This window comes from Sphingopyxis sp. LK2115 (genome assembly GCF_014595975.1).
Lineage (GTDB): Bacteria > Pseudomonadota > Alphaproteobacteria > Sphingomonadales > Sphingomonadaceae > Sphingopyxis.
In genome coordinates this window covers 52,669-71,003 of sequence record NZ_JABWGQ010000044.1, presented here as the reverse complement: position 1 = coordinate 71,003, position 18,335 = coordinate 52,669, and the positions used below count along the sequence as shown (strand labels likewise).

The following is an 18,335-nucleotide window of genomic DNA, read 5'->3' as shown; positions in this document are numbered from 1 at the left end:
CGTCGAAGCGCTCGACACGAACGGAATCGGAGCGGTCGTTATTTCTTCAAATAGCTATCCAGCCAATTGAACACTGTCTGGTGCCACTGGACGCTGTTCGCGCCCTTCAGCACCCAATGGTTTTCGTCGGGAAAGACGAGCAGCTGCGACGGCACGCCGCGGCGCTGGAGCGCGGTGAAGGCGGCGAGGCCCTGGCTGTAGGGGATGCGGAAATCCTTTTCGCCGGTGATGACGAGCATCGGGGTTTTCCACTTGTCGACATGATTGACCGGGTTCCACTTTTCGGGGTCGGTGCGTTCCCACCAGGGGCCGCCATGATCCCATTCGTCGAACCATAGTTCCTCGGTCTCGAACGCCATGGCGCGCAGATCAAATACGCCGTCGTGCTGGACGAGGCATTTGAAGCCGTCGGTCCACTGACCGGCGATCCAGTTCATCATATAGCCGCCATAGGAGGCGCCGAGCGCGCAGGCGTTGGCGACGTCGAGCTGCGCATCCTGCTGGCCCGCCGCGGCAAGGCCGAGTTTCAGGTCTTCGAGCGGCTTGCCGCCCCAATCCCGGTTGATGCTGTCGGTGAAGGCCTGACCATAGCCCGTCGAACCGTGGAAATCGACGGTAACGACACCATAGCCCTGCTGCGCGAACAGACGCGGGTTCCAGCGCGTCGACCAGCTGTTGCCAAAGCTGCTCTGCGGGCCGCCATGGACGATGAAGGCAACCGGAAGCTTCGCCGTGCTGTTCGCGGGTTTCAGGATCATGCCCCAGACGGTGTCGCCGTTCGCCCCCGCGAAGCGGATCTTTTCGAGCTTGACCGGATCGAACTCGGCAAGGCGATCGGCATTCACATTGGTGAGCTGTCGGACCTTGCCCCTGGCATCGCGCACGAACAGGTCGGTCGGCGCGAGCGCGCTGTTGCGCGAATAAAGAAGCGCGCCGCCGGAAAGCGGTGTGACGTCGCCGATATTGCCCTCCAGCGCCTCGGGCGATGCCTTCAGCCGCTCGACCCTGCCCGTTGCAACATCGACGCGGAACATGGGATGTTCAAGCACATCCTGCGCAGTCACATAGAGCGACTTGCCGTCGGGCGCCCAGGCGATCGAACCGACCGAGCGATCCCATGCGTCGGTGAGTTTCCGGGTCTTTCCGCTTTCGAGGTCGCGGAGCATCAGCACCAGCCGGTCGGCCTCATAACCCGGCCGCGCCATCGCGGCATAGGCAAGCCATTTCCCATCGGGCGAAGGCGTGGGCAGCGTGTCGGTGGCCTGATTGTCCGCCGTCAGGTTGACCGGCATCATCCGGCTGTCGACAAGCCAGCGATAGATGTCGAGGTTGGTCGACATCGGTTCGTTCCGGTCGGCCTTGCGCATCGTGAAAAAGACGGTGCGGCTGTCGGCACCCCAGGCGAGTTCCTCGCCGCCGCCAAAGGGTTTGGTCGGCGTGTCGCCGATCAGCCCGGCATCGGCGGGGCGGGCGGCGGTCGCCTTGCCGCCGTCCAGGTTGAAGATGAAGGGGCGGCTGTAGGTGCCCGGCGTTTCCCATTCGTCCCAGTGGCGGACGAAGCCGACGCCATCCTTGTAAAGTCGGCCGCTGCCAGGGCCGACGAGCGCGCCCTTGTCTTTCGCTTCGCAACCGAAGTCGGTGCATTCCTTGGGAATGTCGCCCCAGGCAAGCAGCTTCGTCGCGTCAGGCGAAATCTTGAAACCCGCGACGTCGGCCCTGGTGTCGGTGACCTGCATCGCGGCGCCCCCGACTTTGGGATCGGTCCGCCACACCTCGCTTTTGCCCGACGCGTTCGACAGGAAATAGAGGATGCCGTTCCTGTCAAAAGCAGGGGCGCTTTCGTTTTTGCCAACACTGTCCGCGATCGGAATCGGCTTGGCGCCTTTGGCATGACGATCAACGAGCCAGAGGCCGGTCGAACGCTTGTAGGTGCCCGCCTCGGTCTCGGTCATCTGGAATACCACCCAGCGCCCGTCGGGCGATGCGGCGGGCGCGGCGACGCGCTTCAATGTTGCAAGGTCCACCTCGGTCATCGGCCGGGCCATGGCGGGGGACGAAAGGGCGGCGGCGAGCGCGAGCGCGCTGGTCAGGAGAAGGTTACGCATGAAAATGGTTTAGCGACGACGCGAGCGCGTTCAAGCGCGTTCGTCGCGGACGCGCGGCTTTCGGTCAGCGCGTCCGCATGGCCCGCCGCGGCGATCACCCGGATATTCTGCACCGAACGCCGCCTTTCGACGGGCTCGCTAACCTTCCTTTAACCAGTCAACCCCAACAAAAGCTCATGCCCATTTACGGACATTTCCTCCCCCTGGCGCCGAATGGCGACAAACGCCAGGACGTGCGCCGCAAACTGAGCCTGCTTGCCCGTGGCGTGAAGCATGACGGGACGGGCATCGCGGTCCAGATCCACAATATATCGGGAACGGGGCTGCTGTTTGAAAGCGACATCCAGCTGGAACCCTGTGACCGGATCGAAATCGAGCTTCCCCATGCGGGGGGCATCACCGCGGTCGTCATCTGGGCGAGCGGACGGCTATTCGGCTGCCAGTTCGAAGGCCCGGTATCTTCGGCGACGCTGAGCGCGGTGGAGTTGAAAAGCGCCCCCGCCCCGGCGCCCGAGGCAATTGACCCAGTGACGCCTGCATCCAGCGTTCGCGTGGCACGCCCGGAACCCGCGCTCGACGAATCGCGTGGCGATACCGAACCCGAATCCTTTCAGGACGTGATCGACCGCAGCCGCGAACAGATCGCCCGCGCCGCGGGGCTTGGCATCGACCGGGTCCGCATCATCGTCGAATATTAGAGCGGCGCGCGTTTCATCAGGGCCGTATTCCCGCTGGCGTCTCGACCTGGCTCGACACAAACGGAACAGGGGCGTTGCCGCTTTGGTGCATGGCGTTGTCGCCTGACCATCGAAGGTCAGGCAAAGCTGCGCCTCCTAACGCACCAGCACACCGCCCTTCATCACATGGTCGATTTTCTCAAGAACCGTGATGTCGGCGAGCGGGTCGGCCTTTACCGCTATGAAATCGGCAAAGCGGCCGGGGACGATCGCGCCGACGTCGGTGCGGCCCATTTCCTCCGCCGCGCGGCCCGTTGCCGACTGGATCGCCTGCATCGGCGTCATCCCATATTGGACCATATTGCGAAACTGTCGCGCGTTAAGCCCGTGCGGATAGACGCCGGCGTCGGTTGCATAGCCGATCTTGACGCCCAGTTCGACCGCGCGGCGAAAGGCGGCGCGCTGCGCGTCGGTGGTTTCGCGATTCTTGCGCAGATATTCGGCGGGCCAGCCCTGTTTCGTGCCTTCCTCGTCGATCCAGCTGCCGTTGTAGATGTCCATCGCAAGCCAGGTGCCGTGCCGTTTCGCGAGGTGCAACGCCTCTTCGTCGGCAAGGCTGGCGTGTTCAATGCTGTCGACCCCGGCACGGATGGCGTTCTTGATCCCCTCTGCGCCGTGGGCGTGCGCGGTAACTTTTTTGCCGCGGGCATGGGCGACCTGCACCACCGCGCGGAGTTGATCGACCGTCAGTTCGGGCGCGCCTGGCTCGGTTCCGATCGCGAGCACCGCGCCGGTGGCGATCGCCTTGATGAAATCGGCGCCATGGTCGAGCAGCCAGGCCGCTTTCGCCCCGGCTTCCTCTGCCGTCGCGGCGACGCCGAGGCGCATATCGGATGGCAATTGTTCGTTCGGGACGACGCCGTTCAGTTCGCCGCCACCCCTGGGGACAGTGATATAGGCGCCCGCGACCCACATGCGCGGTCCCGGCACGTCGCCGCGGTCGATCGCATTGCGCAAGGCGACGTCGGTGAGTCCGCGATAGGTGCCGACATCGCGCACGCTGGTGAATCCGGCTTCCAGCGTCACGCGTGCATTGCGCGCGCCGACGAGCGCGGTTTCGGCGGGCGACGCCTTGATCGGCGCGGCGAGGTCGGCGCTCTGGCCAAGGTCGGCGAGGTGGGTGTGGAGGTCGATCAGGCCGGGCAGGACGGTGAAGGCGGACCAGTCGAGCCGCTTCGCGCCATCGGGCGTCGGCCCGCATGGACCGACCGCCTCGATGCGCTCGGCCCCGACGGTGATGCACTGGCCGGTGCGGACTTCGCTGGAGATACCATCGATCAATCGTCCGGCTTCGATATAAAGATTTTCGGCCGACGTCGGCGATGCCGCCAAAAGACCCGCCGCGAGCGCGGCGCTCAGATGGCGGCGTCGAAGGTATTGCACTGGCGCGGATCCCCGGTTTGCAGGCCGCGGCGCAGCCAGGCCATGCGTTGTTCGCTCGTCCCGTGGGTAAAGCTTTCGGGCACCGGGCGCTGTCCCGCCGAGCGCATCAGCGTGTCGTCGCCGATCGCATTGGCGGCGCGCATGGCTTCTTCCATGTCGCCCGGTTCCATCACGGGCTGACCCGCGCTGTTGCGCGCGCGCGCCGCCCAGACACCGGCGTAGCAATCGGCCTGAAGTTCCATGCGGACCTGAAGCTGATTGCCTTCCGCCTGCGAGCTGCGCGCCTGCGCCTGGCGCACCTGATTCGCGATGCCGCTGATCGTCTGGATATGATGGCCGACCTCGTGCGCCACGACATAGGCCTGCGCGGCGTCGCCCGCCGCGCCGAACCGCTGTTCAAGCTCGCGGAAGAAGCTGGTGTCGAGGTAGATGCCCTGATCGGCGGGGCAATAGAAGGGCCCCATTGCAGCCTGCGCCGCGCCGCAGGCGGACTGGTTCTGGTCGGTGAAGAAATTGAGCGTTGGCCGTTGATAGCCGTTGATAAGGTCGCCCCATATCTGATGCGTCGAACCAAAAACGTTGCACGCGAAACGCTCGGCTTCCGTATCGCAGGCGACGCCTTGCGGGGCGCCGCGGCTGTCCGCCATCGGATCGGCGGTGCCGCCGCCCATGCTCAGCATGTTGGCGCCGGGTCCGAGCAGGAAAAAGGCGACCGCGCCGAGCAGCAGGATCGTCCCGCACCCCATCTTGCGGCCGAGCAGCATCGGCAGAAAGCCGATAAGCAGCCCGCCAAGGCCGCCGCCTCCGCCTCCGCCGAACCCGCCGCCGCCCCGGCCCAGGTCGCGAATATCGTCTCCGGGATCATAATCGTCGAGGCGCATCGGGCTTCTCCACCGGCAAGGGTCGTTTCAGCCGGAGTGTTACAGCAGCGATGGGCAATTGGAAGGGGCTTCGCAGCGGGCAAGCCATTGCAATAGGGCGTGTTGCGGTGCACAAATCATCCGTCCGCAACCCGAGGATCGCGAGTCCATGCCCCGCCGAGCCGCCCGCGCCGCGCTTCCGCTTCCCGATCTGGTCGTGCTCGTCCTGCAGGGCGGGGGCGCGCTCGGCGCATTTCAGGCCGGCGTTTACGAGGCGCTGATCGAGCTTGGCGTCGAGCTCGACTGGGTCGCGGGCATCTCGATCGGCGCGGTCAATGCCGCGATCATCGCCGGGAACGAGCGCGACCAGGCGGTCGGCAAGATGCGCGCCTTTTGGGAAGGCGTGTCGTCGGCGCTGCCGTCGCTGCCGATCGCCGACAATGACTGGGCGCGCGAATGGTCGCATATGGCTGCGGCCGGGCAGGTGATGGCCTTTGGCGTGCCGGGCTTTTTCACGCCGCGCTTTCCGCCGCCCGCCTTTGCCGAGCGGCAAACGCCCGAGGCAATCAGCTTTTATGACACCGCGCCGCTGGCCCAGACGCTGAACCGGCTGGTCGACTGGGACCGGGTGAACAATGGCAAGGTCCGGCTTTCGGTCGGCGCCGTGGCGGTCGAGACGGGCAATTTCCGTTATTTCGACACGACGACCGATACAATTGATGCGCGGCATATTCTGGCGTCGGGTGCCTTGCCGCCCGGCCTGCCGCCGGTCGAGATCGACGGCCACTGGTATTGGGACGGGGGGCTGGTGTCGAACACCCCGCTCGAACATGTGGTCGCGGCGGCGCATGAGGATATGCTGGTGTTTCAGGTCGACCTGTTTCCCGCCCGCGGGACGCGCCCGCACGATCTGGAAGAGGCCTGGTCGCGTGAGAAGGACATTCGTTATTCCAGCCGCACGCGGCGGATTTCGGACGGGCTGGTGCGGCGCCGCAAGGAGCATCGTCTGATCGACCGGATGCTCGCGAAATTGCCCGAAGACCTCGCCAATCTGCCGGAGGTGAAGGCGGTGCGGCGGATGGTCGACTGCAAGGCGCTCAACGTCGTTCAGCTCATCCACGAACCGCCCGTCTGGCAGACCGGCGCGCGCGATTTCGAGTTTTCGCGCCCGACGATGGAGGTCAACTGGGCGCTCGGCCGCGATGCGGTCGAGGCGGCGATGAAGGACGGCCACCTGCTCGCCGAAAGCATCGCCGAAGGACGGTCGGACAGCTTTGCGGTGCAGGCCGACGGGCTGAGGCCTAAGGCCGACAAGGAAATTCGCTGATTCTCCCCCACCGAAAGGACAAGGACATGCACCTTAAGGGCAAGACCGCGCTCGTCACCGGATCGACTTCGGGCATCGGGCTCGGCATCGCCAAGGCCTTTGCCGCCGATGGCGCGAACATCATCCTCAACGGCTTTGGCGACGTCGACGCGATCGAGGCCGAGCGCAAGGCGTTGGAGGCGACGAGCGGGGGAAAGGCCGCCTATGACGACGCCGACCTTACCAAGCCCGACGCGATTGCGGCGATGTTCGCGCGTGCGGAGGCGGATTTCGGCGGGGTCGACATCCTCGTCAACAATGCGGGGATGCAGTTCGTCTCGCCGGTCGAGGATTTTCCGGTCGAAAAATGGGACATGATCATCGCGCTCAACCTGACCGCGGCGTTCCACACGATCCGTCATGCGGTGCCGGGGATGCGCAAGAAGAAGTGGGGACGGATCATCGGCACCGCATCGGCGCATTCGCTCGTCGCCTCGCCGTTCAAATCGGCCTATGTCACCGCGAAGCACGGGCTGGCGGGGCTTACCAAGACGGTCGCGCTCGAAGTGGCCGACGCCGGGATCACGGTCAATTGCATCAGTCCAGGCTATGTCTGGACGCCGCTCGTCGAAAACCAGATCCCCGACACGATGAAGGCGCGCCGCATGACGCGCGAGCAGGTGATCAACGATGTGCTGCTCGCCGGACAGCCGACCAAACAGTTCGTCACCGTCGAGCAGGTCGCGGCGCTCGCCGCTTTCCTGACCCGCGACGAGGCGGCAAACATCACCGGCGCGAACCTCAGCGTCGATGGCGGCTGGACCGCAGCGTAACGGCAATCCTCTCCCGGCGGGAGAGGGTAGAGTTGCTTGAGCATTCCTTTTCTCTCTCCTAAGGTTAACCAAAGGGGTCGGGGAGAAACGGAGAATCATGGGTCGCACCAATCGGGTTCTGGCGGTGGCGCTGGGCGTCACCCTTGGCGCGTGTCAGACGGTCGTGCCGACGATGCCACCGTCGGCGGCCGACGCGCCGGAGGTGAACGGAACGTGGCGCGCAACGGCGACCGACGCCGACAAGCAGCGCATTCGCGACTGGTACAGGAGCTGGCAGGCCGCGCTCGCCGATGCGCGCGCGAAAGGGCATGGTGTCGAAATCGACCGCGAGGGAGCATTGCTCCAGCCGACGGCCGCGTTGCCCAACGCGCATCTGCCGGCGGGGGACTATCGCTGCCGGACGATCAAGGTCGGCGCGAAGGGACGCGGCGGGCTAGGCTATATCGCCTATGGCTGGTTCCGCTGCCGCGTCGCGGCCGAGCAGGGGTTGTCAAGCCTCACCAAACTCACCGGGTCGCAGCGCCCCGTCGGGCTGATCTTTCCCGACAATCTGAAGCGCCAGATTTTCCTTGGCACGCTCGAACTCGGCGATGAAAAAATGGCGGTCAATTACGGCAGCGACAGGATGCGCGACATGGCGGGGCTGATCGAACGGATCGACGACAATCGCTGGCGGCTGGTGCTGCCCGCTCCGGCCTATGAATCGCTGCTCGACGTGATCGAACTGGTTCCGGCGGACTGACAAGGGGGATGGGACAATGCGCACTTTCTGGATGAGCGCCGCGGCGCTGGCATTGGCAGCGCCCGCGTCGGCACAGACGCTGCGCGGCGAGGTTCAGGCGCAGATGCCGTCGCTGATGGCGATTTACGACGATCTGCACGCCAATCCCGAACTCAGCTTCATGGAAGTGCGCTCGGCGGGCATATTGGCCGCCGAGGCGCGCAAGCTGGGGTTCGAGGTCACCGAAAAGGTGGGCGGCACCGGCGTCGTCGCGGTGATGAAGAACGGTCCCGGCCCGGTCGTGATGGTACGCGCCGACATGGACGGCCTGCCGGTCACCGAACAGACGGGGCTGCCCGGCGCGTCGAAGGTGCGGGTTACGACCGCCGAGGGCGTCGAAACAGGTGTGATGCACGCCTGCGGCCACGATACGCATATGACCGCCTGGGTCGGCGTCGCACGGCTGATGGCGGCGAACAGGGACAAATGGTCGGGGACGCTGGTGATGATCGGCCAGCCTGCCGAGGAACGCGGGGCGGGCGCGCGCATGATGCTGGAAGACGGCCTCTATACACGCTTTCCAAAGCCCGAATATGTGCTGGCGTTCCATGACGCAGCGCAGTTTCCCGCGGGCATGATCGGCTATGCGCCGGGCTATGCGCTCGCCAATGTCGACAGCGTCGACATATTGGTGAAGGGCGTCGGCGGGCATGGCGCCTATCCGCAGACGACCAAGGATCCGATCGTGCTGGCGAGCCGCATCGTCGGCGCGCTGCAAACGCTGGTGTCGCGTGAGATCAGTCCCCTCGATAGCGCGGTGGTGACGGTCGGCAGCTTCCACGCCGGCGCCAAGCACAATATCATTTCGGATGAGGCGCGGCTGCAACTGACCGTGCGCAGCTACACCGACGCGGTGCGCGATCATCTGCTGGACGGCATCGCGCGCATTGCGAAAGGCGAGGCGATCGCGGCGGGGATGCCCGAAGACCGAATGCCCGTGGTGACGGTGCAGAAGGACGAATATACGCCGGCGACCTTCAACACGCCTGAGTTCACCGAAGAGATGGCGGCCTTTCTGAAAAGCAGCTTTGGCGAAGCGCGCGTCGTCAAGGTTCCCCCCGTGATGGGCGGCGAGGATTTTGGCCGCTTCGCGCGCGCGGACAAGGATATCAAGAGCCTGATCATCTGGGTGGGCGGCGTCCCGCAGGCCGAGTTTGACGCAGCCAGGAAGGAAGGCCGGACTCTGCCCAGTCTCCATTCGCCCTTCTGGGCGCCCGACGCGCCCGCGGTGATCTCGACCGCCACCGAGGCGCTGACGGCGATGACGATGAAGCTGATGGCGAAGCGTTAGTCGCATCGGCTTGATTGGGCTGGTTGCGGACGTTTAACTCCTCCCCGTTCCAGGGAAAACGGGCCATGTCCGCTCGCCACGCCTCAGCCGTCTTTCCGGCTTGGCGTGGTCGAACTTGCGCCGCCTCCCGCGTCTGCGCGCAGCGGCGCGCCCCCCCCCGCGAGGGTTTCGTGGGCAAGCGCTACTCTGAGGTCCATATCCCGTTGTCGGCCCACAGTTGTGGGTCGTTCTCCACCTCGTCGGCGGCGGGCGTGGGGCAGGGGACTTGCAAGCCGCACGGCCGCCCCCTAAATAGCAGGCGTGCGGGCCGGGCCCCTCTGGCGTCGGCGGGATATATCCCGCTACGTGATGTCGGACCGCATCGGGTGACACCGATGCTTGCGGCCCTGCCTCCCCCCCTGTTCGGGGCGCGGCGTCGGCGTCATCTGCTTGATTTTTCAATCAGGAGGCCCTTTTCGATGCGTTTTCGTCGCAATTTCTATCGTTTGTCCCAGCTTCACCGTCGGCTTGACGAAGCCGAGCGCCGCGAAGTGCGGCGCCACGACGCCGATCCGTTCCGGCTCTTGCGGCTCAAGGCGCTGAAGCTTGCTGTCAAACGGCGGCTCGCGGCACTCGTGTCCCGCCCGGCGTTCGTCCGCTAAATCATCCGATAATCGAAAGCTGCGCGCGCGGGCCAAAAGCCGCGCGCGCGGCATGTTCAGGGAAAAGCCATCATGGAGTTTCTGTTTGCCGACTGGCTTGGCACGCCGGCCTGGTTCTGGCTGGCCTTTATCGCGATCGTCGTTGCGCTAACCGCGTTCGACCTTGGTATTCTCAACAGGGAAAACAAGGAAATGGGGATCGGCGAGAGCCTCAAGCTTTCGGCGTTCTACATCGGCATCGCGCTCGCATTCGGCGCGTGGGTGTGGAGCGCGAAGGGCGGCGAGGCCGGCCTGCAATATTACACCGGCTTCTTTATCGAGAAAGCGCTGTCGATCGACAATATCTTTGTCATTTCGCTTATTTTCACGACCTTTGCGATCCCGCCGCGATACCAGTATCGCGCGCTGCTGTGGGGTATCGTCGCGGTCATCGTGCTGCGCGGCATCATGATCGCCGGCGGCGCAGCGCTGGTCAGCGAATATGGCTGGCTGCTCTATGTCTTTGCCGCCTTCCTGATCTTCACGGGCGTCAAGATGCTGTTTGTTGGCGAAAAGCCGATGGACGTTGCGGGTAATCCCGTCGTCAGATGGTTGTCGCGCCACATCCCGATCACCAGCGATCTCCATGGCGAGCGTTTCTTCGTTCGCATAGCCGACGGCAAGACGGGCAGGCAGGTGCTTGCGGCGACGCCGCTGTTCCTGGCACTCGTTGTCATCAACCTTGCCGACCTTGTGTTCGCGGTCGACAGCGTGCCGGCCATCTTTGCGATCACCACCGACACCTTCATCGTCTACACCTCGAACATCATGGCGATCCTGGGTCTGCGCGCGCTGTATTTTGCGCTTTCGGCGATGGTTCATCGCTTCCACTATCTCAAATATGCGCTTGCACTGGTGCTTGTGTTCATCGGTTCGAAAATCTTTATCGCCGATTTCATCCTCGGTAGCGACAAGTTCCCGCCGCTGGTCAGCCTGGGCGTAACCGTCGCGCTGATCGCAGGCGGCGTCATCTGGTCGCTTATCAGGACGCGCAACGAGGACGCCGGCATGCCGCAATAAGCAAAAAAATGTCCGCCGGAGGCCTTGGGGGGCTTCCGGCGGACAGGCTTTCCTCCCCAGGAAAGCTCGGGAGGCGCGGGACGGTTGTGCAAGGCGTCCCGCGCCGAGAGGGTTGGCGCGAGGGGGTGCAACGGAACCCCTCGCGCCTAGCTCGGTCAAGCGGCGAACTGATTCATCGTATTGTCCTTGCCCGCGGCCTTGAGGGCTGCTTCGCCCGCGAAATATTCCTTGTGATCGTCACCGATGTCGCTTCCGCTCATATTCTGGTGCTTCACGCAGGCGATGCCCTCGCGGATTTCCTTGCGCTGGACGCCCTTGACGTAACCGAGCATCGCCTCGTCGCCGAAATATTCCCTGGCGAGATTGTCGGTGCTGAGCGCCGCGGTGTGATAGGTCGGCAGCGTGATGAGGTGGTGGAAGATGCCTGCCCGCTTGGCCGCATCGCGTTGGAAACTGCGGATGCGGTTGTCGGCCTCCCTCGAAAGCTCGCTGTCGTCATAATCGGCGCTCATCAGCTTGGTGCGGTCATATGCCGACAGGTCGCGGCCCTCTTCCGCCCAGCTGTCATAAACCTGCTGGCGGAAGTTGAGCGTCCAGTTGAAGCTAGGCGAATTATTGTAGGCAAGTTTCGCATTGGGCACGACTTCGCGGATGCGGTCCACCATGGCTGCGATCTGCTCGATGTGCGGCTTTTCGGTCTCGATCCAGATAAGGTCGGCGCCGTTCTGGAGCGAGGTTATGCAATCCAGCACGCAGCGGTCCTCGCCGGTTCCCGGACGAAACTGATAGAGGTTCGAAGGCAGACGCTTCGGGCGCATCAGCTTGCCATCGCGGTTGATGAGCACGTCGCCGGGGTTGCCAGCGCCCTCGACCTCTTCACAGTCAAGGAAGCTGTTATAGCGGTCGCCAAGGTCGCCCGCTTCCTTCGAATAGGCGATCTGCTTGGTCAGGCCGGCGCCAAGGCTGTCGGTGCGCGCAACGATGATGCCGTCTTCGACGCCCAGTTCCATGAAGGCGTAACGAATCGCGCGGATCTTCTGAAGGAAATCTTCGTGCGGCACGGTGACCTTGCCGTCCTGATGACCGCACTGCTTTTCGTCCGAGACCTGGTTCTCGATCTGGAGGGCGCAGGCGCCGGCCTCGATCATCTTCTTGGCGAGCAGATAGGTCGCTTCGGCATTGCCGAAGCCCGCGTCGATGTCGGCGATGATCGGCACGACGTGCGTTTCATGATTGTCGATCGCCGCCTGGATCTGTTTGGCCTTGAGTTCGTCGCCTTCGGCGCGTGCGGCGTCGAGATCGCGGAACAGCAGCCCAAGTTCGCGCGCGTCGGCCTGACGCAGGAAGGTGTAGATTTCCTCGATCAGCGCGGGAACGCTGGTCTTTTCGTGCATCGACTGGTCGGGCAGCGGGCCGAACTCGCTGCGCAGCGCGGCGATCATCCAGCCCGAAAGATAGATGTAACGGCCCTTGGTGGTGCCGAAATGTTTTTTGATCGCGATCATCTTCTGCTGCGCGATGAAGCCGTGCCAGCAGCCGAGCGACTGCGTATAGTTGGCGGGATCGGCGTCATAGGCGGCCATGTCGGCGCGCATGATGCGCGCGGTGTAGCGGGCGATGTCGAGGCCGGTCCTGAACCTGTTCTGGGCGCGCATGCGGGCGACGCTTTCGCCGCTGATGCCGTCCCACGTGCCGTCATGATCGCGGATAAGGCGGCCAGCCTGCGCCATGTCTTCCTGATAACCCATCGTCTTTGTCCTTGTGCGGAGATGATGAGCGAATGTTGGCGAAGTTGCCGCGGAAAGTGAAAAGATTTGTCAATAATTATTGTAAATATAGACGAACTGGTGATAATGATGATGTGACTTAGTAAAGAAAGTTACATGCATGAACGGGCGGCGGGTGTTTGCGGGACCGGCGGTGCGACGGGTGCGGCGCGAGGCGGGCATGACGCAGGCGGCCATGGCCGACGCGCTCGACATTTCGCCGAGTTACCTCAATTTGATCGAAAATGGCCAGCGGCCGCTTTCCGCGACGGTGCTGGTCAGGCTGGCCGAACGCTTTGCGTTCGACGCCGCCACGCTGGGTGGCGACGAGGTGCCGGGGGGGGTGGCGGGGCTGCGGCGGCGTCTTGCCGACCCGCGTTTCGCCGACCTGGGGATCGGTGCCGAGGAGGTCGAGGAGTGGCTTCAGACCGCCCCCGCGACCGCCGCGGCCTTTGCGCGGCTGTTCGACGCGGCGCCCGAAACGGCAACCGAAGGCGATGGCGATGCGCCCGAAGTGGCCACGGTGCGCCGCGCGATCGAGAAATGGCGCAATCATTTCCCCGACCTCGACGCACGCGCCGAGGAACTGGCCGACGAGCTGCGGCTCGCGGGCGGTGACCTTTATGGCACGATTGCCGAGCGTTTGCGCGCACGCCACCAACTCGGCATCCGCATCTTGCCCGCCGACGTGATGCCCGATCGCCTCCGCTGGCTCGACTGGCACGCGCGGCAACTGATGCTCAGCGAACTGTTGCGTCCCGCCTCGCGGACGTTTCAGGCGGCGGCGACGCTGGCGCAGATCGAGGCGAAGGGCGAGATTGACGCGCTGGTCGCGGGCGCGGGGTTTGCCGAGGTCGCCGCGGCGCGCCTGTTCGAACGGCATCTGGTTCATTATTTCGCCGCGGCGCTGATGATGCCTTATGGCCGCTTCCTGCGCGCCTGCGATGCGACGGGCTATGACCTGCTGCTGCTCCAGCGGCGCTTCGGCGCGAGCTTTGAACAGGTCGCGCACCGATTGACGACGCTCCAGCGCGTCGGTGCGCGCGGGCTGCCCTTTTTCATGCTGCGCATCGACCGCGCCGGGCAGGGGAGCAAGCGTTACGCCGGGGCGAGCCAGTCGCCGCTGACCGATGGCGATGCCCGTTGCCCGCTGTGGGGCATCCACGAAGCCTTTGCGCGGCCGGGCGAAGTGATCGCCGACCTTGTCGAGCTGGACGATGGGTCGCGCTGGTTCACCCAGTCGCGCTCGGTCGCGGCGCCCGGTGCAACGGGGAGCGGGACTCCTGCGCGCTTTGCGGTGTGCGTCGGGGTCGACGCCAAGGTCGCGGCGCCATTGATCGCGGCGCGCGGTATCGACCTGATGCGATCGCCCGCAACGCCGATCGGGCTGGGATGCAGGCGCTGCACGCGCACGGGCTGCGTGCAACGGTCGACGCCGCCGCGCGGCCGCCCGTTGCGGTTCCGCGACGGCGAGCGCGGGGTAAGCGCGTTCGATTTCGCGGGGGATTAGACCATCGACATACCCGTGACGGCGACGATCAGGGCGGCCAGCAACGCGGCGACGAACAGGCGCTGGATCAACCGTTTGGGGCGCGGTTCGGGGCGGCCGAACATGGCGAGCAGCGGAATGGCGATCGTCAGCGTCCAGAAGATCGCGATCAGCGGCGCACCGTTGCCGAGCAGGAGCCGCGCGAGGAAGGTCAGCGTCAGCGCGATCGGCACACCCCAGATCACGCCATCCCACCCCGCGCGCAGCCGCGGTTCGTGAAGCCCGCGCCGCTGGCGCTTGCCGAGCCAGATCGAGGTGCCGGTGGCGACGACGACGGTGAGCGCGAGGCCGAAAAGGATATAGGCGAGCTTGACGGGCAGACCGCCGTAATTGCCGAAATGGAGATTATAGGTCGAGGCGGCGAGTTGTTGCCCCATGTGGCCGTCGGACATGCCGACCTTGCCGTGATAGCTGCCGTCGGCGCCGAACTGATAGGTTTCGCCGTAGATCAGGCGGCGCGGGTGTTCGGCGATAAGCTGGATGTGCTGGCCGCGCGTCTGCGGATCGTGAAGGATGACATAGGTCGGACGCACTTCGGGGTGGTTGCTGGCGAGCCAGGTGAGCGCCGCGCTAACATTGGCAAGCGGGGCGGGGCTGGCGTCGGCGCCATGTTCTTTGCCGAAGATCGGGGCATAGGCGGCTTCGACATCATTTTTGTAGAAGGCGGCGGCAAGGCCATAGGCGCCGACGGCGCCGAGTCCGATCATCGATCCGGTGAGCGCGATCGCGAGCGAAAAGGGCAAGGTCCAGACGCTGAGCCTGTTGTGCCAGTCGGCAAGGCCAACGCCATGATTGTCGCGCGCGCGCAGGCGAAAGGCGTCGCGGAAGATGCGCGGATGCGCGACGATTCCCGACAGCGACAGCGCGAGGATCATCACGCCGAAGATGCCGACGATCGTCATGCCGACGAGGCCGGGAATGTTGAGCGCATAATGGGCGTGGAGCAGAAACTCCGACCAGGCATTCTCCTCGGGCATGGCGATCCTGCCGTCAGCGTCGACATGCACCGCCTGATGGTCGGTCGTGATCGTCGTGCGCGGCAGACCGTCCACCGGCATATGGACATAGAGGTGCGTCGTGGCGGGTTTGCCCTTTTCGCTCGCGAGCACCGCTGCGACGGCGCGCTGGACCGCGTCGGGGGTGATCGCCGCCATTTCGGGGGCGTCCGGCTGCTCGATGCGCTGCCATTCCTGATAGAAAACGACGACCGTGCCGGTGAGGCAGATGAGGTAGAGCAGGGCCGAGGCGAGCAGGCCGATCGCGGCGTGCCCCGACAGCGCGCGCTGGACGGCCTGTTTGGAAATGGCGGGCGTCATATGGCGCCTCCGACGAGGATCAGGCCGAATCCGGCGGCGGCGGGGATCGCCAGCAAGGCGCATTGCGCGCCGCGGCGCGGCAGCATGAGCAGCCAGAAGGCGAGGATGCCCCAGAGGAGGGGCAGGAGCAGGAGCGCCGTCGCATTGCCGTCGGCCTCGCTCCATCCCGCCATCCCCGCGAGCGCGCGCACACCGAGCGCGGCGAGCAGCGCCGCGACAAAGGCGAGCGGGATAGTAAGGACGAAGGTGAGCAGGCGGCGGCCGAGGCGGCGTGGCTCGCCCTTGTCGGGGAGCATATGCGCCTTGCGGTCCGACGCGCGCCCCTTGCCCTTGGGCGATGTCCAGCCGGCGTGGGCGAGGAGCAGCGCGGCGGTCGTCATGCCAAAGAGCGACGCGACCGCGAGGCCCCATGCGCCATTGCCGGCAAGCGCCAGCGCCGCGCCGACGAGCATCAGCGCCCAGCCGATGCCGTTCGCCGCCGCCGAACGGCGCGGCAAGCCCCATGCGCGGCGAAGCTGCAACACCGCGGCAACGAGTCCCGCGGCGCCGATCCAGACCAGAGGTGCGGTCTCACTCATTGGAATCGGTAACCGACGGTCGCCATCACATTGCGCGGCGCGCCGACGAAACAGTCGCCGCGCGCGAGGCAGGAAGCGAAATATTTGTTGTTGAGCAGGTTCGTTGCATTGATCGCCACACGCCAGTTGTTCCAGCTCACTTCGGCGAGCGCATCGACCGTGGTGTTGCTGGGGGTGACCAGCGACCAGGCGGGGCCGGTCGAGCGGCGCTTGCCGGTATAGACCACGCCCGCGCCGAGCCGCAGACGCGCTTCGTCCGTCAGCCCGAAGGTCTTGGTCGACCAGATCGAGGCGATGTGGCGCGGCAGATAGTCGAGGTCGGTGTTCACCTCTGATTTCAGCTTGTTATAGCCATAGTTGACGAGCAGGTCGAAATTGCCGGGCAGGCTGTGGCTCGCCTCGACCTCGATGCCCTTGGTGGTGAGTTTGCCCGACTGCACGGTGCCGCCGCCCGCCAGATACAGCACACGGTTGCGTTCCTTGACGCGAAAGCCGGTGACGGTGACCAAAGTGCCGGGGCGCGGGTTCCACTTGACCCCCGCTTCCCACTGCTCGCCAGTCTGCGGACGGAACGGGTCGCCCACGCTGCCGTCGGCATTTTCGTTCCGCCCGGCGATCGGCAGGAAGCTTTCGGTGTAGCTGAGGAAAGGCGACACGTCCGCACCGATATCGCCGATGATGCCCGCGCGGAACGTCGTCGCATTGTCCTTGTTCCCCGCGGACGAGGTCACGCGGTCGCGCCGCGCGCCGAGCACGACCGACACGCGGTCGAAGAAGCGGATCTGGTCCTGCACATAGACGCCGAGCTGCTTTTGCGAGTCATAGGCAAAGGGGCCGGTCGGATCATAGGTCAACAGCGCGTCATAATCGATGTCGTAGAGATCGATTGTTTCGAAGCCGAACACGCCGCGCTTGCCGACCTTGTTCCAGCTGTAGTCGATACCGACGAGCAGCTTGTGCTGGACGTTGGCGCCGGTGTTGAAATTGAACTGGAGATTGTTGTCGGTCGAAAAGACGTTCATCCGCGCATCGCTGGCATCGGCGTAAAGGCCGATGGTGCGCCGGTCGGCGGCGAAGGGATCGGTGGGGTTCGAATAGCTGTCCGTGTAATGGGTGAAATATTCCAGGTCGCTGTCGATATAGCGCGCCTTGAGGCTGAGCCGCACCGCGTGTGAAAAATCATGCGTGACGCTGGCCATGCCCTGGAGCGAGCGGCCGGCGTAGCGGTCCCAGCCGGGCTTGCCGACGAAGGTGTAGCGGTCAAGCGGCCCCGGCGCGCCGGGGTTGGGGCGGAAGGTGCCGATGATCGGCAGGAACTGCGACGTCGATCCGGTGTCGTCCTCCTGATAGAGGCCGGTCAGGGTGATGTCGGTGTCGGGGGTCGGCTGCCAGCGGAGCGAGGGGGCGAACATCACCCGGTCGTCGGGGACATGGTCGACATAGGTGTCGGCGTCGCGCGCGCGGCCGACGGCGCGGATCGCGAAGCTGTCGGACAGCGCGAGATTGACGTCGGCGAGCACTTCCTTGCGGTCATGGCTGCCGTAGACGAGGCTGATTTCGCCCTGCGTTTCGAAACCGGGGCTTTTCGACACAAGATTGACGAGGCCGCCGATCGAGCCCTGGCCGAACAGCACCGACGCCGGGCCGCGGACGATTTCGACACGATCGAAATTATAGGGGTCCGAAGTGATGCTGGCATAGTAGGAGAAGATGTCGCGCATCCCGTCGCGGAATTGCAGTGCGTCGATGCCGCGGACGTTGAACCCGTCGACGCGCGTATCGCGGCCATAGGGGTTGGCGAGAACGCCGGCGGCATATTTCACCGTATCGCTGATGTTGATCGCCCCCTGCGCCTCATATTGATCGGCGGTGATGACCTTGACCGGCTGGGGCAGTTCGACGAGCGCGGTATCGGTCTTGGTCCCTGCATAGCCCGTGACGACGATCTGGTCCTGATCCTCGACGTCGGCCGATGCGGCGTCGGCGGCAAAGGCGGTGCCGCTGGCCAGCGCGGTGCAGGCAAGCATGGCGATACGCGCGGTGTTCACTTTGATTTTCCCCTGATTGTTCCGACGAGTCGCGTCGGCCTCTAATGCGAGTCAGTCGCATTAACAATAGGAGATGCGAGCA

At 64.8% G+C, this 18,335-nt stretch carries 15 protein-coding genes; 8 read left to right on the top strand and 7 right to left on the bottom strand.

What is annotated here, in order from left to right; all coding sequences use genetic code 11:
• Nucleotides 1-38 precede the first annotated feature (38 nt).
• Nucleotides 39-2,105 (bottom strand): alpha/beta hydrolase family protein, encoded by a 2,067-nt coding sequence (locus tag HUW43_RS09005; RefSeq protein WP_188237086.1) that lies wholly within the window; start codon nt 2,103-2,105, stop codon nt 39-41.
• A gap of 233 nt (nt 2,106-2,338) precedes the next feature.
• On the opposite strand from HUW43_RS09005, the gene HUW43_RS09000 reads away from it, so the two are divergent.
• Nucleotides 2,339-2,803, top strand: coding sequence for a PilZ domain-containing protein (locus HUW43_RS09000; protein ID WP_188237085.1), 465 nt, complete (start codon nt 2,339-2,341; stop codon nt 2,801-2,803).
• A gap of 135 nt (nt 2,804-2,938) precedes the next feature.
• On the opposite strand, the gene HUW43_RS08995 is transcribed toward HUW43_RS09000, so the two are convergent.
• Both HUW43_RS08995 and HUW43_RS08990 read right to left on the bottom strand, forming a co-directional pair.
• Entirely contained in the window at nt 2,939-4,225 is a 1,287-nt protein-coding gene (locus HUW43_RS08995) for a metal-dependent hydrolase family protein (protein WP_188237084.1), read from the bottom strand.
• Complete coding sequence (locus HUW43_RS08990; protein WP_188237083.1) at nt 4,198-5,106, bottom strand: neutral zinc metallopeptidase; 909 nt, start codon at nt 5,104-5,106, stop codon at nt 4,198-4,200. Before HUW43_RS08990 ends, HUW43_RS08995 begins: the two co-directional genes overlap by 28 nt.
• Before the next feature lie 148 nt (nt 5,107-5,254).
• Between HUW43_RS08990 and HUW43_RS08985 the strand changes: the two genes are divergently transcribed.
• From HUW43_RS08985 to HUW43_RS08960, 6 genes are all read left to right on the top strand, one after another.
• Nucleotides 5,255-6,412 (top strand): patatin-like phospholipase family protein, encoded by a 1,158-nt coding sequence (locus HUW43_RS08985; protein ID WP_188237082.1) that lies wholly within the window; start codon nt 5,255-5,257, stop codon nt 6,410-6,412.
• Nucleotides 6,413-6,438: 26 nt separating this feature from the next.
• On the top strand, nt 6,439-7,224 hold the full coding sequence (locus HUW43_RS08980) for a 3-hydroxybutyrate dehydrogenase (RefSeq protein ID WP_188237081.1): 786 nt from the start codon (nt 6,439-6,441) through the stop codon (nt 7,222-7,224).
• A 97-nt stretch (nt 7,225-7,321) separates the two neighbouring features.
• Nucleotides 7,322-7,966 (top strand): DUF4893 domain-containing protein, encoded by a 645-nt coding sequence (locus HUW43_RS08975; protein WP_188237080.1) that lies wholly within the window; start codon nt 7,322-7,324, stop codon nt 7,964-7,966.
• A 16-nt stretch (nt 7,967-7,982) separates the two neighbouring features.
• Nucleotides 7,983-9,296: an amidohydrolase gene (locus tag HUW43_RS08970; RefSeq protein WP_188237079.1), complete on the top strand. Its 1,314-nt coding sequence runs from the start codon at nt 7,983-7,985 to the stop codon at nt 9,294-9,296.
• A gap of 458 nt (nt 9,297-9,754) precedes the next feature.
• A complete protein-coding gene (locus tag HUW43_RS08965; RefSeq protein WP_188237078.1) occupies nt 9,755-9,937 on the top strand; it encodes a hypothetical protein in 183 nt (60 codons plus the stop codon).
• A gap of 72 nt (nt 9,938-10,009) precedes the next feature.
• Complete coding sequence (locus HUW43_RS08960) at nt 10,010-10,996, top strand: TerC family protein (protein ID WP_188237077.1); 987 nt, start codon at nt 10,010-10,012, stop codon at nt 10,994-10,996.
• A gap of 155 nt (nt 10,997-11,151) precedes the next feature.
• Here the strand turns inward: HUW43_RS08960 and HUW43_RS08955 are convergent, their stop codons facing one another.
• Nucleotides 11,152-12,744, bottom strand: a complete 1,593-nt coding sequence (locus tag HUW43_RS08955) for an isocitrate lyase (protein ID WP_188237076.1) — start codon at nt 12,742-12,744, stop codon at nt 11,152-11,154.
• A gap of 139 nt (nt 12,745-12,883) precedes the next feature.
• Here HUW43_RS08955 and HUW43_RS08950 point away from each other — a divergent pair, with 139 nt between their 5' ends.
• Nucleotides 12,884-14,272 carry a short-chain fatty acyl-CoA regulator family protein gene (locus HUW43_RS08950; protein ID WP_188237075.1) on the top strand — a complete coding sequence of 463 codons (1,389 nt, stop codon included), beginning with the start codon at nt 12,884-12,886 and terminating at the stop codon, nt 14,270-14,272.
• Here the strand turns inward: HUW43_RS08950 and HUW43_RS08945 are convergent.
• The 3 genes from HUW43_RS08945 to HUW43_RS08940 are packed head-to-tail and all read right to left on the bottom strand — an operon-like array spanning nt 14,269 to nt 18,232.
• Nucleotides 14,269-15,627, bottom strand: a complete 1,359-nt coding sequence (locus tag HUW43_RS08945) for a PepSY-associated TM helix domain-containing protein (RefSeq protein WP_223181401.1) — start codon at nt 15,625-15,627, stop codon at nt 14,269-14,271. The two genes, HUW43_RS08950 and HUW43_RS08945, sit on opposite strands and share 4 nt — an antisense overlap.
• On the bottom strand, nt 15,624-16,205 hold the full coding sequence (locus tag HUW43_RS15690; protein ID WP_223181400.1) for a hypothetical protein: 582 nt from the start codon (nt 16,203-16,205) through the stop codon (nt 15,624-15,626). Before HUW43_RS15690 ends, HUW43_RS08945 begins: the two co-directional genes overlap by 4 nt.
• Complete coding sequence (locus HUW43_RS08940) at nt 16,202-18,232, bottom strand: TonB-dependent siderophore receptor (protein ID WP_188237227.1); 2,031 nt, start codon at nt 18,230-18,232, stop codon at nt 16,202-16,204. The genes HUW43_RS15690 and HUW43_RS08940 overlap by 4 nt, the downstream gene beginning before the upstream one ends.
• Between the last annotated feature and the right edge of the window lie 103 nt (nt 18,233-18,335).

Excerpts from the sequence above, each read along its gene's own strand:
- HUW43_RS09005 (WP_188237086.1), bottom strand. The coding sequence starts at position 2,105 with ATGCGTAACCTTCTCCTGACCAGCGCGCTCGCGCTCGCCGCCGCCCTT.
- HUW43_RS08990 (WP_188237083.1), bottom strand. The coding sequence starts at position 5,106 with ATGCGCCTCGACGATTATGATCCCGGAGACGATATTCGCGACCTGGGC.
- HUW43_RS08985 (WP_188237082.1), top strand. The coding sequence starts at position 5,255 with ATGCCCCGCCGAGCCGCCCGCGCCGCGCTTCCGCTTCCCGATCTGGTC.
- HUW43_RS08980 (WP_188237081.1), top strand. The coding sequence starts at position 6,439 with ATGCACCTTAAGGGCAAGACCGCGCTCGTCACCGGATCGACTTCGGGC.
- HUW43_RS08975 (WP_188237080.1), top strand. The coding sequence starts at position 7,322 with ATGGGTCGCACCAATCGGGTTCTGGCGGTGGCGCTGGGCGTCACCCTT.
- HUW43_RS08970 (WP_188237079.1), top strand. The coding sequence starts at position 7,983 with ATGCGCACTTTCTGGATGAGCGCCGCGGCGCTGGCATTGGCAGCGCCC.
- HUW43_RS08965 (WP_188237078.1), top strand. The coding sequence starts at position 9,755 with ATGCGTTTTCGTCGCAATTTCTATCGTTTGTCCCAGCTTCACCGTCGG.
- HUW43_RS08960 (WP_188237077.1), top strand. The coding sequence starts at position 10,010 with ATGGAGTTTCTGTTTGCCGACTGGCTTGGCACGCCGGCCTGGTTCTGG.
- HUW43_RS08955 (WP_188237076.1), bottom strand. The coding sequence starts at position 12,744 with ATGGGTTATCAGGAAGACATGGCGCAGGCTGGCCGCCTTATCCGCGAT.
- HUW43_RS08950 (WP_188237075.1), top strand. The coding sequence starts at position 12,884 with ATGAACGGGCGGCGGGTGTTTGCGGGACCGGCGGTGCGACGGGTGCGG.
- HUW43_RS08945 (WP_223181401.1), bottom strand. The coding sequence starts at position 15,627 with ATGACGCCCGCCATTTCCAAACAGGCCGTCCAGCGCGCGCTGTCGGGG.
- HUW43_RS15690 (WP_223181400.1), bottom strand. The coding sequence starts at position 16,205 with ATGAGTGAGACCGCACCTCTGGTCTGGATCGGCGCCGCGGGACTCGTT.
- HUW43_RS08940 (WP_188237227.1), bottom strand. The coding sequence starts at position 18,232 with ATGCTTGCCTGCACCGCGCTGGCCAGCGGCACCGCCTTTGCCGCCGAC.